The 13,325-nt window shown below is 63.8% G+C and carries 12 protein-coding genes; 6 read left to right on the plus strand and 6 right to left on the minus strand.

Annotated features, from left to right (window positions below; genetic code table 11):
- Positions 1-276 precede the first annotated feature (276 nt).
- Positions 277-888 (plus strand): M23 family metallopeptidase, encoded by a 612-nt coding sequence (locus REH65_RS32730; RefSeq protein ID WP_406690591.1) that lies wholly within the window; start codon positions 277-279, stop codon positions 886-888.
- Positions 889-1,153: 265 nt separating this feature from the next.
- Here REH65_RS32730 and REH65_RS32735 read toward each other — a convergent pair whose 3' ends face one another.
- From REH65_RS32735 to REH65_RS32750, 4 genes are all read right to left on the minus strand, one after another.
- Entirely contained in the window at positions 1,154-2,077 is a 924-nt protein-coding gene (locus REH65_RS32735; RefSeq protein WP_406690592.1) for a cation diffusion facilitator family transporter, read from the minus strand.
- Between the two features lie 136 nt (positions 2,078-2,213).
- Positions 2,214-3,488, minus strand: a complete 1,275-nt coding sequence (locus REH65_RS32740; RefSeq protein ID WP_406690593.1) for an Nramp family divalent metal transporter — start codon at positions 3,486-3,488, stop codon at positions 2,214-2,216.
- Entirely contained in the window at positions 3,485-3,925 is a 441-nt protein-coding gene (locus REH65_RS32745; RefSeq protein WP_406690594.1) for a metal-dependent transcriptional regulator, read from the minus strand. Before REH65_RS32745 ends, REH65_RS32740 begins: the two co-directional genes overlap by 4 nt.
- A 116-nt stretch (positions 3,926-4,041) precedes the next feature.
- A complete protein-coding gene (locus REH65_RS32750; protein ID WP_406690595.1) occupies positions 4,042-4,932 on the minus strand; it encodes a M56 family metallopeptidase in 891 nt (296 codons plus the stop codon).
- 330 nt (positions 4,933-5,262) lie between these two features.
- On the opposite strand from REH65_RS32750, the gene REH65_RS32755 reads away from it, so the two are divergent.
- The gene (locus REH65_RS32755) at positions 5,263-5,715 is read left to right on the plus strand and encodes a hypothetical protein (RefSeq protein WP_406693280.1); all 453 of its coding nucleotides are present in this window, start codon (positions 5,263-5,265) and stop codon (positions 5,713-5,715) included.
- A gap of 444 nt (positions 5,716-6,159) precedes the next feature.
- Here REH65_RS32755 and REH65_RS32760 read toward each other — a convergent pair whose 3' ends face one another.
- Positions 6,160-6,570: a hypothetical protein gene (locus REH65_RS32760; RefSeq protein WP_406690596.1), complete on the minus strand. Its 411-nt coding sequence runs from the start codon at positions 6,568-6,570 to the stop codon at positions 6,160-6,162.
- A 998-nt stretch (positions 6,571-7,568) separates the two neighbouring features.
- Between REH65_RS32760 and REH65_RS32765 the strand changes: the two genes are divergently transcribed.
- Positions 7,569-8,855: an aminotransferase class V-fold PLP-dependent enzyme gene (locus tag REH65_RS32765; RefSeq protein ID WP_406690597.1), complete on the plus strand. Its 1,287-nt coding sequence runs from the start codon at positions 7,569-7,571 to the stop codon at positions 8,853-8,855.
- Positions 8,856-8,924: 69 nt separating this feature from the next.
- Here REH65_RS32765 and ctaD read toward each other — a convergent pair whose 3' ends face one another.
- Positions 8,925-10,646, minus strand: coding sequence for a cytochrome c oxidase subunit I (ctaD, locus tag REH65_RS32770; RefSeq protein WP_406690598.1), 1,722 nt, complete (start codon positions 10,644-10,646; stop codon positions 8,925-8,927).
- A 539-nt stretch (positions 10,647-11,185) separates the two neighbouring features.
- Here ctaD and REH65_RS32775 point away from each other — a divergent pair.
- From REH65_RS32775 to REH65_RS32785, 3 genes are all read left to right on the plus strand, one after another.
- Complete coding sequence (locus REH65_RS32775) at positions 11,186-11,692, plus strand: C40 family peptidase (protein WP_406690599.1); 507 nt, start codon at positions 11,186-11,188, stop codon at positions 11,690-11,692.
- Between the two features lie 171 nt (positions 11,693-11,863).
- Positions 11,864-12,643 carry a DUF3105 domain-containing protein gene (locus REH65_RS32780; protein WP_406690600.1) on the plus strand — a complete coding sequence of 260 codons (780 nt, stop codon included), beginning with the start codon at positions 11,864-11,866 and terminating at the stop codon, positions 12,641-12,643.
- Positions 12,644-12,699: 56 nt separating this feature from the next.
- Positions 12,700-13,314, plus strand: coding sequence for a DUF305 domain-containing protein (locus tag REH65_RS32785; protein WP_406690601.1), 615 nt, complete (start codon positions 12,700-12,702; stop codon positions 13,312-13,314).
- The last annotated feature ends 11 nt before the right edge of the window (positions 13,315-13,325 follow it).

Below are 13,325 nucleotides of genomic sequence, written 5' to 3' on the forward strand. Positions count from 1 at the left end.
CCTGCAGCACTCGGAAGGCAGTACGTGAATCAGCGTCGGTCAAGTCGCAGCATCCCCGTGTCCAACCTCCGTGCCGATCACTCGGGTTCGGGCTGCGGAGATCAGTCTGATCTTGCGGATGCAGAGTCAGGTGCGGGTGTGCGGTCGCGCCCATCCAGTTCGGTACGGACCTACGCGACGTTTCTTGCCGTGTTGGGTGGGGCTGTAGCCGCCGCGGGCCTCGCGACAGCACATGAGGCGCAGGCGACCGGGCACCCAGATGCCAGCGCGGATGACATGGTTACCCCGCTCGCGTCGATCAGTCATGTTGCTTTCGGGGAAGGAGAGCAACAGGCAAGTACTCCCTCGTCTTCGACGCTGCTTCCTGCGCAGGAACCTACTCGTGGTGCGTCGGAGGAGCTGGGCGAACTCAACAAGAGCGTCCGCCTTGGCGAGGAGCGAGCTGCGGCGGAGGCCGATGCGGCCCGGCAACGAGCAGCAGCAGAACGCGAGGCCCGGCGCAACCGAGTGGTGTGGCCGGTGGAAGGTCGTGTGACGTCGAAGCCTGGTGCCCGCTGGGGGCTGACGCACTACGGCCTCGACATCGCGAACAGCATCGGCACCCCAATCCGCGCGGTGAAGCGTGGCACCGTCATCGATGCCGGCCCTGCCAGTGGGTTCGGCCTGTGGGTTCGCCTCCAGCACGATGACGGCACGATCACCGTCTATGGGCACATCAATCGCGCGTTGGTCAGCGAAGGCGAACGTGTGGAGGCGGGCGACGTCATCGCCGAGGTGGGTAACCGAGGCCAGTCAACGGGCCCGCACCTGCATTTCGAGGTGTGGGACGCGGATAGCCGGAAGGTCAATCCGTTGACGTGGCTGCAGAAGCACGGTGCGCAGTCGTGATGGGGTCCGGATTAAGTCGGCCTGGACGAGGCCAGGACGCTTGACAATTCTCCGTGCTGGTGAACGGCATTGACACGACCGATCCCGGTAGTAGACGGCTCGGCTCCGCGGCATGCGTCGAGTAATGCGACGCCCCCGAGGAAGCCGATGATGTTCAGCACAAGCCCCGGAAGCGGGGCAATGCGCTGGGCCAGCGCCGCTGGCGGAGCCAAGGTGCCAGTACGAGGTCGACCGGGCATGGCAGATTTTCTCCGTTTCTCGGTGCTCACCACTCTGCTCCCGGGCAATCCCGGTGATCGGTGGGCTCAATCTGAACAGTTGGGTGCGGGATGGCGTAGTCCTGGCGAAGGAGGTGCTGAGCGCGGTCGAGCACGGCGTGATGGTCGCTTCGCCTTTCGACGGTGAGGTGGGCAGAGGCCACTTCCATCTCGGAGGTCAGTGTCCACACGTGCAGATCGCGAACCTCCTGCACGCCAGGGATGTTCGCCAAGTCAGAGCGCAGCGCCTCGACGTCGACGTGCGAGGGGGCAGCTTGGATGAGCACGCGCAGCGCTTGCACGCCGAGTCGGATAGCGCGAGGCACGACGAAGAGTCCGACCACGGCGCCGATGACGGGGTCGACCCAGGGCCACCCGGTGACCATCATCAGGAATCCACCCGCCAGCACGCCGAGGGAGGTGAACATGTCGGCGACCACTTCGAGGTAAGCGCCGCGCACGTTGAGGCTTTGATTTGCGCCGGCTCGAAGCAGGCCGAAAGCGACCAGGTTGACGACGAGGCCAACCCCGGCGACGACGAGCAACGGGACCGAGGGCACTTCGACCGGATTGGCGAGGCGGTCGATGGCCTCCCACAAAACGTAGATCCCCACGCCGGTTAGGAGGACTGCGTTGGCCAGTGCGGCGAGGATCTCGAGCCGGTACAGGCCGAAGGTGTGGCCGCTCGAACTCTGGCCGCGATTGGCCACTGAGATTGCTGCAAGTGCCATGCCGAGGCCCGCTACGTCGGTGAGCATGTGCCCGGCATCGGAGAGCAGTGCGAGCGACCCCGTGGTGAGCGCCGTGACCACTTCAACGATGAGAAAGGCTGCCGTGAGCCCAAGCGCCATCCGCAACCGGGGCAGATGCCGAGCGCCTGCGCTGGCGGCTGCCAGTCCGTGACCGTGACCGTGGCCCTGCCCCCGGCTCATCGTGCGTCTCCTTTGCTCACCAGATAATCGTATGCACACATCGCAATGTGTGTATAAGAATGCCGGGCGGTAATGCTTGGGTCAACACAGATGCGCCGGAGAGCCCGCGGTCTACCGACGGCGCGAGCTCACGGGATCAGCCGAGGAACTGGTCGTAGAGCAGATAGCCGTTGAGGCACACGATCACGGATGTGATCACTGTCATGAGCATCGTCATCCGTCGAGAGTTCGAGAAGGAACCCATGACGGCCGAATCTCGCGTAATGAGCACGAGCGGTATCAGTGCGAACGGGACACCGAAGCTGAGGACGACCTGGCTGAAGTTCAGGACGTCGGTGGCGTTCATGCCGAGTGCGATCACGAGGAGTGCGGGCAGCATGGTGATCAGTCGGCGCAGCAGCAGCGGGATCCGGAAGTTCAGGAAGCCGGCCATGACGACCTGGCCAGCGAAGGTGCCGACGCTTGACGACGAGATGCCGGACGCCAAGAGCGCCACGGCGAAGATCAAAGCTGCCGTGCCTCCGGCGAGCGTGACGAGCCCGGCATGGGCGTCTTCAATACTGCCGATGTCGGTGTTCCCGGTGCTATGGAACAGCTTTGCCGCAACCATGAGCATCGTGAGGTTGATGGCGCCGGCCAGACCGAGGGCGACGATGACGTCCCAGCGTTCGAAGCGGAGGACTGTCCGTCGTTCGGTGTCGTTCGAACAGGAAACGCGGCGGCTCGTCAAGGCCGAGTGGAGGTAGACGACGTGGGGCATCACGGTGGCGCCGATGATCCCAACCGCGAGGTAGGCGCTCCCGGATCCTGGAAGCGTCGGCACCAGCCCGGCGAGGGCCTCGCCGGCGTCGGGGCCGATGTGCAGAAGTTCGTAGGTGAAGCCGCCGATGATGAGCAGCAGCATGGCTGCGATCGCCCGTTCGAACGGACGGTAGCCGCGTGCCTGTAAACCGAGAACGATGAACGCGACCACGGCCGTGATCAGCGCCGCGGGCAGCATGGGCACCCCGAACAGCAGGTAGAGCCCCAGCGCGGCGCCGACGAACTCGGCGACGTCCGTGGCCATGGCGACGATCTCGGCCTGCAGCCATAACGCCCACCTGACCGGGGCCGGATACCGGTCCCGGCACACTTCAGGCAACGTTTTGCCAGTGACGATGCCGATCTTCGCGGAAAGGAACTGCACAGGCATCGCCATCAGGTTCGCCAGCACCACGACCCATACCAGCGCATAGCCGAACTCGGCGCCCGCACTGATGTTGGTGGAGAAGTTGCCGGGGTCGACATAGGCGATCGCGGCGATGAAGGCCGGGCCGAGCATCGCCACCACACCGCGTAGGCGTCCCCTCGCGAGCACTTCACCCACGGCCACGGTCGCGTGTTCGGCGGCCGGTTCCTGGGTCGTGCTCATCGCGGCTCCACGATACTCAAGGAGGGTGCTGGGGCAGGCGTTATATCTGGGGGAAGTTGCTCGCCGAGCTGTTGAGCAATCCGACTGATCAACGTCTCGGAAGCCGCATGCTCCAATGCGGCGGCGTCGTCATGTGCGCGCTCTCTGCGGCAACCGAGTTCGCGGTGCAGGTACAGCTCGATGAGCATGCGGCGCCGCAGCACGGCCAGAGTTGAGCTCATACCTAGGTGGGTCATTGATATGGATCCGTACGGCGCATGCTCGACCAGCCCCCGCTCACGCAACTTGCTGACCATGGCGCTCGCCGAGGACGGGCTGACTCCGAGCTCGCGGGCCAGAACTGTCGTCGTCACCTTGTGGCCGTTCTCAGCCAAGTCGAAGATCGCGCGCAGGTAGTCCTCCGGCGCATGCGAGCGACCTTTCGGCGAGTCGGGCATGGAGTTACGGTACACCGAAAACCCAACTTCGTAACTACCAACTTGGGTATCTGGAACTGCGCGCTGTATTACGAGGTCGAGGCGACAGGGTCTGCTGCTCGGGTGAGTCGCTATGGTTACGGGGCCAAGCTCAGTTCGCAGGCAAGCGTCAGCAGCGTCACTGGTCCAACGGCGGTGACCACAGCGATGAGGAGCCAGGACACCAGCGTTCGTGCGCGCAGGCGCGGGGAGCTGGCTGGATCGAGCAAGTAGGACATCCGGGTGTCAAGGCTTCCGCCGGTGGCCGCCAGAGCGGTGCCCGGCACACCGTGGTCGACCATCCGTGCCAGCGCCGAGGCGACCTGGCCCCGCCCGCACTGCGTGCTCGCGATCTCGTCGGCCGATCGCTCGAGCAGCAGCTCGATCTGCTCGGGCAACGCGCGGAAGAGGGGAAGCGGGACCGCGCGAGCGAGTCCTCGTGACAGTGAGGTCAACGCGTGATGATGTCCAGAAAGGTGCGCGCGTTCATGGCTCAGCACGGCTTCCACTTGGCGCGCGGTGAGCAGCTGCAGCGCACCCGAGCTGATCACGGTCCGCGGTGTCCCGTCGTACAGGCAGAAGCACACCGGTTCCGCGTAGGGAACGACGAGTGCGCCAAGGCGGGCGTCGTGGTGCCCAAGCCGCTCGACGGTACGCGAGTAGAGACGTGTCTGGTTCCGTCGCTTGGCCCGGTTCCTGGCCAACACGAAGGCGACGTAGACCACGAGTGTCGTGGCCACGAGCGTGGCGGTGAGTGCCGCAGCACCCGGTCGATGCAGCACGCCGATGCACCCTGCCAGGAAAGACCCGCTGAAGGACTTCGTGCGGGCCGCGAGCCACAGATGCGCATCGAGAAGGGCCAACGGTCCCGCGGCGAACATCATGCCGAGAGCGACGCCGGCAGCACCTAGCCAGGCGATCAGGCCGACGGTGGGCGCAGCGAGCATGCCCTGATACCTGCGGAGCAGGGCTGGTGCCGTGGTGGCCACCAGTAACGCTCCGCCCATCAGTCCGATAGCCGGTGGTGTCATCTGGCGCCTGCCTGCGTTCGAATCGGCGCGACGGTTCCCCCGTCGTCTGGTCCTGGTGCCCAGCGCTGTGGCGTACGGCCACGATAGCGGTTCGCGGCGAGGGGGCGACGGCGCACATAATGTCGAATTCGAATCCCCGGGTTCCGCTGCTGGAAGGCAGGAGGCCGGCGCGCGGTCGGTCGTGTACTAGAGTGCGTAGTAATGATGCCGGGTTGAGCTGCAACGATTCGCGGCGTCCTTGTCGATGTGGAAGGTGGTCGTCACGTGAGCTCGTCAGTCCAATCCTGGATGCTGACGCCGCGGACGTCCGCGTTCGTGGTGGCCGTTGTGCTGCTGGCTTATCTGGTGCTCATGGGTGGCCGGGCAGTCATCATGATCAGCAGTGGGCACCCGGTGTTCATCGTGCTCGGGTTGGCTGTTTTCGTCCTGCCGGTGCTCGGTGCCGTGCTGGTCGTTGACCAGTTGCGGTTCGGTGTGAGCACTGAACGGCTCGCGCGACGGCTCTACGCAGAGAATGCGATGCCGGACGTCTCGTGCCTGCCGCGCCGCCCGTCAGGCCGGGTCGAGCGGGAGATCGCCGACGCGTGGTTCGATGAGAAGCAGGCGGAACTGGAAGCCGCACCGCAGGACTGGCGCCGGTGGTTCGCCTTGGCCCAGGCCTACGACCTCGCCGGCGACCGCAAGCGAGGCCGCAAGACGATGCGCCACGCAGTCGAGCTCGAGCACCGAGAACGCCGGTGAGCTATGACTGGCCGTGGTTCGGCCTCGGCGCCGTTGCCTCGGCGTGGCGTCCTCTGGCTACGTCGGTCCGAACGAAGGGCTGAGGCGACGTAGCACTCGGCAAAGCTCGACCTGGCGTTGCTGGGGTAACCCGTCTTTTGGCTCACGGCGGGTTCCGTGTGCAAGGAACCGACACCGGGCACCGCGGCGAGTGGGTGGGGTTGGGCAGGGTGATTCTGGAGCCGATCGATCTTCGCGGCTGCCGACGAATACGCGAAGCAGCAGCTGGCGTTGGGCGTGGTTGCGTTGTTGATCAGCTTCCGAGGTCGGCCTAGGCGCGCCAGGGCATGACAGCAAGAAGTGGTTGATATGCAGGCGATTGCCGGTATGCGACGGTGTGGCCTCTAGAGATTCCACGTCGCTAGAGGCCACCACCGTCTCCGTCTGTTGTAGAAGCTGCTCCTGTCAGCCGGCTGCGACGGCGGGTTGGAGGCTCAAGCGTTGGGCTCGATCGAGCGTGCTGATCCCAGCAGCGCAGAAAAGACCGATGACGATCATGGCAACCCACGGCAGCATGGCGACCCCGGACGTTCGGGCGGCATCGAGTGCACTTCGTGTCAGCAGGTTGCCGAGCATGATTCCCACTCCGCAGACCGTGTTGTAGAGGCCGTAATAATAGGTTGCAACGAGCCGGTTTCCTGTCAACGTCACGATCGTGTCCATCTCGAAGGGAAACACAATTACCTGACCGACCGCGAGAAGCGCCGCAGACAGGAGCAGTGGGGCAGCTCGGGCGATGACGTCCCCGAGAGAAGTGTGCCCGGTCGCGCTCGGTGCGGTGGCGGTGAACAGCGGTGGGATGAAGGCCGCGCTCATCAATAGCAGGCCAGCGGTGAGGCAACGGTCAGGTCCCCATCGCCGCTTACACCCAGCAGTGATCCGAACTTGTCCTGCGATCGCGAGGATTCCGGACACCGCGAACAACGCGGCCTGAAATTGTCCCTCGTGATCGCGTTTCGGCACACGGAAAGTTCTCGTCGCACGGCGCAAAAGTCATGCCGAGAAAGAGTTTGATTCAGCTGAGACGAAGCGAGGGATTCACGTTCGTGACGTGCTCGACAGAGGAGGGTTTCACGGCCTCCCAGCGATCTGGCCGGATGGGCGGAATACGAGATCGGCGGAATAGGCCGCGCCGTAGCCAGCTGGGCAGCAACCGAGGGCGCGTCAACGCTGACCGTCAGTTGCACCGGGAGATCCGCGCACGCAGCATTAAAACGCATCGAAGACCAGCAGTGATGGTCTCCCGGGCAGTGCTCGGTGTCATCGTGGTTTTCACCATGTCCGGTGTCGTTGCCGGAGCACGAGTCGTCACCACCGACCGAGACCACCGAGTCTGGGACGCATGTGTGTGCGGGTGAGCCATTGCTGGTCGCAACCATCACGTGAACCGCAACGAACGTGGCCAGGGCCAGGAGAGCAAGCGACAGCTTCCCAGTACTGATGATGCGGTCAGTGAAGCAATCGGCACCCACGGTGGCCAACATGCCGGTTGGGGCCAGCGTCGGCTCTGCAGGCTCTTCGCGTCCTTCTTTCGTGCGAACTCTTGTCCTTATGGTGCAACGCGTTTGAGTTGTCATTGGATCTACAGTGGACCTGTGTTCGAATGGGTCCGGATCATGGTCAGCGATATGTGACTCAGCTGGTGGCGCTTGTCGATTCGGAAGATCCCACGGATGTCCCAGGAAGCAGTTGGACATCGGTGGGGGTCAACGCTCCAGTTCGTTGGCGGCCGAACCTGGCTTCCGCGGCGTTCGGCCGACCCATCCACGCGCCCTGTTGAAACCGGAGGATCGATGCCCATTTCACGACGTAGCATGGTCGGTGCCATCGGAACGTTGGTGCCCGCGCTGGCCGCCTCTCCCGTTCGTGCAGCATCGCCCTTGGCTCCCGCCCCGTCGAAGGACAAGACACCCGGCGAGATCGCAAAGGACGAGCGTTACTGGCGCAACGTTGCCGAGCAGTTCAACGTCACGAACGACTTCATCAACCTGGAGAACGGCTATTACGGGATCATGCCCGACGCCGTCCGTCAGACGTTCCACAGCAACGTCGATCTGCTGAACAGTCGTAATTCACGGCTTCTACGCACTACCTACAAGTCTGAGGCTGACAAGATCAGGCAACGGATAGCCGACCTCCTCGGTGCTCAGCAGGGCGAGATCGCCCTGACCCAGAGCGGGACCGAAGCATTGCAGAACCTCATCGGTGGCTACAACGAACTACGCCCAGGTGACGCGGTCATGTATGCCGACCTCGACTACCCAGATATGCAAAATTCCATGGACTGGTTGAAGGATCGCCGCGGTGTCAAGGTCGTGACCCTCGCGATACCCGAACCCGCTACTCGACAGGCCGTCCTTGACGCTTACGCTGCGGCGTTTCGCGACCATCCTGCGGTCAAGCTCTTGCTGCTGAGCCACGTGAACAATCGCACCGGCCTCGTCCTGCCTGTTCGCGAGATCGTGAGCATGGCACGTGACCACGGTGTCGATGTGATCGTCGATGCGGCCCATTCCTGGGGGCAACTTGACTTCACGGTCGCGGACCTAGAAGCCGACTTCGTCGGCTTCTCCCTGCACAAGTGGATCGGTGCCCCATTGGGAACCGGATTCCTCTATGTTCGTCAGCATCGGTTGAATGCTATCGACCCAGCGTTCGCCGACCGGTCGTACCCGCCGGACGATATTCGGTCTCGAGTCGTTTCTGGGACCCGGGACGTCGCTTGTGTCCTATCGGTGCCGTCTGCTTTGGACCACCATGTCTCGTTGGGAAGCACCGTCAAGCACGCGAGGCTTCAGCACCTGCGCGACTGCTGGGTCAAAGCCGTCAGCGACATCGACAACATAGAGATTCTGACCCCTGAGGACCCGTCGATGTACAGTGCGATCACGAGTTTCCGTATTACGGGACGGATCTCCAAGGCGGACAACGAAGCGATCAGCAACTACCTCTTCGATCGATACCGCATCTTCACAGTTGAGCGGGATGGTCCTGTCAAGGGAAGTTGCGTCCGTGTGACTCCTGCGTTGTTCACTCTTCGTGAGCAGGTGGATCAGTTGGCGGCCGCGCTGCACGATGCCGCCGAGCGGTTCCGCGCATGACGACGCAGGCATGGCCGAACAGCGATCTTCGCGGGCTGTCGCACATCAGCATGGCCGGCTTCTCCACGATCATTCGTTGTTCGGTCCGTGTTTGTGGGCGAGGGTCTTGCCGGTGAGGGACAGGTGAGCTTCGAGCCGCATCCGCTCGGAGATGTGCGGGTAGTGCAGCTCGAACGCCGGACGTTCGGAGCGGATGCGCGGCAGCTCGGTGAAGTTGTGCCGCGGCGGCGGGCAGGAGGTCGCCCACTCCAGGGAGTTGCCGTAGCCCCACGGGTCGTCGACCTCGGCGACCTCGCCGTACCGGTAGCTCTTGAAGACGTTCCACAGGAACGGCAGCATCGACGCACCGAGGATGAACGCGCCGATGGTGGAGATCGTGTTCAGCGTGGTGAAGCCGTCGGACTCCAGGTAGTCGGCGTAGCGGCGCGGCATGCCCTCGTTGCCCAGCCAGTGCTGGACCAGGAACGTGGCGTGGAAGCCGATGAAGGTCAGCCAGAAGTGCAGCTTGCCGAGCCGCTCGTCCATCATCCGGCCCGTCATCTTCGGGAACCAGAAGTAGATGCCGGCGAAGGTGGCGAACACGATCGTGCCGTAGAGCACGTAGTGGAAGTGCGCGACCACGAAGTAGGTGTCGGAGACCATGAAGTCGATCGGCGGCATGGCCAGCAGGACACCGGTGAGACCGCCGAAGAGGAAGGTGACCAGGAAGCCGACGCTGAAGATCATCGGCGTTTCGAAGGTCAGCTGCCCCTTCCACATGGTGCCGATCCAGTTGAAGAACTTCACGCCGGTCGGGATCGCGATCAGGAATGTGGTGAACGCGAAGAACGGCAGCATGACGGCGCCGGTGGCGTACATGTGGTGCGCCCACACGACGACGGACAGCGCGGCGATGCCCAGCGTCGCGTAGACCAGGCCCGTGTACCCGAACAGCGGCTTGCGGCTGAACACCGGGAAGATCTCCGAGACGATGCCGAAGAACGGCAGCGCGACGATGTAGACCTCGGGGTGGCCGAAGAACCAGAACAGGTGCTGCCAGAGGATGACGCCGCCGTTGGCCGGGTCGAAGACGTGGGCGCCCAGGTGGCGGTCGGCCATGAGCCCGAGCAGCGCGGCGGTCAGGATCGGGAACGCCATCAGGATCAGCACGCTGGTGACGAGGATGTTCCAGGTGAAGATCGGCATCCGGAACATCGTCATGCCCGGCGCGCGCAGGCAGACCACGGTGGTGATCATGTTCACGGCTCCGAGGATCGTGCCAAGGCCGCTGACGAGCAGACCTGAGATCCACAGGTCAGCTCCCGCGCCGGGCGAATAGATCGCGCTCGACAGCGGGGTGTAGGCGAACCATCCGAAGTCGGCAGCTCCACCCGGGGTCAGGAATCCGGCCACGACGGTGATGCCGCCGAACAGGTAGAGCCAGTAGCTCAGGGCGTTCAGCCGCGGGAACGCGACGTCCGGCGAGCCGATCTGCAGCGGAAGGATGTAGTTCGCGAAGCCGAACAGGATCGGGGTCGCGTACAGCAGCAGCATGATCGTGCCGTGCATGGTGAACAGCTGGTTGTACTGCTCCTGCGAGATGAACTGCAGCCCGGGCTTGGCGAGCTCGCCGCGGATCAGCATCGCCATCAGGCCGCCGACCATGAAGAACGCCATCGATGTGACCAGGTAGAGGATGCCGATCTGCTTGTGGTCCGTCGTGCGGAACATCCGCGCCAGGAACGACCCCTTAGCCATCTTGCGGTTCGGGGAAAGCCGGGTCGGGGCCGGTTGTGACGCCACCGTTGTCAACGTTGCCTCCTGACTATGAGCCGGCCGCTCAAGCAACCGAGCAGTGCGCCCAGCGCTGCTGTAGCCACACTATAGATGAACTACTACCGGTCATCGTAAGGGTGTACTACTGCGTCTAGTAGAAAGCTAATCCCGGGTCGAGCAGGTTTCCCGTCCGAGCTGCGGGGAGCTTGCGTTGACTGCGCGAAGGTGAGCCGCTGGGGCGGCGAGGGGCCTGCTGCACTGGTCTGACCGTCAGTAGGAGCTCATGAAGACGAGGGAGAACGGTCCAACGTGACCTTACGTCAGGTGAAGCGTTCGTTGCGGAGTGCGATCTCGGCCTCTGTGGTGACTGTGGCGGCTGTCGCGGTGACTGCACCCGCGCTCGCGCAACCGTCGGACCCGTTGAGTGGTTCCGACGCGATGCGGAGCTACAAATAGCTGAGCGAAGATTCGAGCAAGGCGAATGAGGATGTCCTCGTCGCCCAAGATGGACTCACCAAGAAACAGGCTGAGCTCGACGCAGCCAAGCTAATACGGCAGCCAAGCTCCTTGCTGACGTGCGTCAGCGCAAGAAGGACCTGGGAAGCCAGGTCGAGGACTTGCGCGAGGAGATGGGCGAGTTGAGCTCCGATGAAAAGGCCGGGTTGCGTGGGCCGGTCGATTCCGGCAGCTACCTAGGGCCCGCCCGGTGCGGCGAACCCTGCCCTGCAGGCAGCCCCGTCCAAACGGGGTCGGAGTACGTGTGGGGCTCCAAGGGGCCAGCGACGTTCGATTGCTCCGGCCTGACCAACTGGGCACACAAGCAGCCCGGGATCACCATCCCGGGCAACAGCAGGGCGCAGTGGGGTGCCGGTAGAGCGGTACCGAAGGACCAGTTGCAACCCGGAGATCTGATCTTCTTCGACGACGGCAGCGGCGACCCATCCACGATCCACCACGTTGGTATGCAGGTCGGTGGCGGGAAGATGATTGACGCGCCGACCGAGGGACCGAGGGACAGCTGGTGGTCGTGGTCAGCGAAGGGCGACGGGCACTATATCGGCGCTCATCGGATCGTCGTGTGAACTCGTTAGGGGCGGTCCAGCGCCGGGCGGCCTCATTTCCTCGGGCGCCATTGCTGCGGCCTGTTCCTCCTGAGGTCCCTGTTGCGGTGAGCCCGGGCAATCCGAGTAGAGTCCGGCCTCCGGGATACGTACTATCGATGCTAGTAACCGACGAACTCGAGGCGGACGAGGATGGCGAGCAAGAAGCAGCCCGGTAAGAACAGCGTCGCAGCGGCGCGGGGCAGTTCCGTTCCCTGGATCATGATCGCAGCGGTTACGGTCGTCGTGGTATTCGCCGGCGGTATCTTCGGGTATGTCTACATGCGGTATTCGGCGAACACTGAGCGCGAGGCAGCGGTCGCCCCGTGGACGCCCTCGGACTCGAATCGTGATCCGGCGCGGAACATTCCCGGCGTCACCTTCAAGGACTACGAGGCAGGCAAACACGTGCAGCCTGCTCAGCGGGTCAAATACGAGGCGAGCCCGCCGTTCGGTGGTCCGCACGACGGAGCCTGGGCCGCCTGCAACGGCGTGGTCTATGACAGTCCCGTCCGGACGGAGAACTTCGTCCACTCACTCGAGCACGGTGCTGTGTGGATCACCTACAACCCCGAGCGCGTCGATGCTACTGGGGTTGAGGCGCTGCGGAAGGCTGTCGACGGCCAGCAGTATCTGACGATGTCGCCCTACCCGGGCCTGGACAAGCCGATCTCGTTGCAATCGTGGGGTCGTCAGCTCAAGGTGGATAGTCCCGCTGACCCGCGGGTCGACCAATTCATCCGAGCCACTCGCGCAAACCAGTACACCCATCCGGAGGTCGGCGCCTCGTGCGATGCGCTGGGGCCGGGGCAGTTCGACCCCGACGCGCCGCCATCCTTCGATCCGAATCCGCCCGGCCCGGATGCCGTGCCCATGGCCGCTAGCAGGGGATCACGGGCAGATCAGCAGCTCGGTCAAGACAACTGGATGTGAGTGAGATGGCCTGGAAAGCAACCTCACGTCCGCTGAGGGGCGCCCTCATCGCAGGTATGCTGCTTGCCGTTGGACTGCTCGTTGCGGCAGCCGTGTTGTTCCTCGCGACACCTGACCGGGAGGAGACGAAGGCCTCCGGCTCGGTGGACGTCGGCTTCGCCCAGGACATGAGCGTGCATCACCTGCAAGGCGTGCAGATGGCCAACATCGCGCGCGAAACGAGCAGAGATCCGGCCGTGAGGCAGTTGGCCTTCGACATCGAAACATCCCAGCTGGAGCAGGCCGGCCGGATGAAAGGCTGGCTGAGCTTGTGGAACCAGCCTGACCTCCCGCCTGGCGCATACATGACCTGGATGCGTCAAGATGCATCGCACGAGCAGCACGGTCAGGGTGCGAAGGCTCCCGCCATGATGCCCGGCATGGCGTCTGCTGAGGACCTGGCGAAGCTACGTGCTTTGGCCGAGCCCGAATTCGACACCTACTTCCTCCAGCTCATGATTCGTCACCACCAGGGAGGAGCGCCTATGATGCGTGAGGCCGTGGATCGCGCTGACCAGCCCCAGGTGCGCAACCTGGCTCAACAGATGTTGAACGCGCAGAGCTCCGAGATCGACGTCATGACCCAGATGCTCGCGACGCGCGGAGCTCGCCCACTACCGATGCCGAACTGATCGCGGCGCCT

This window comes from Saccharopolyspora sp. ID03-671 (assembly GCF_045278815.1).
Taxonomy (GTDB): domain Bacteria; phylum Actinomycetota; class Actinomycetes; order Mycobacteriales; family Pseudonocardiaceae; genus Saccharopolyspora; species Saccharopolyspora ipomoeae.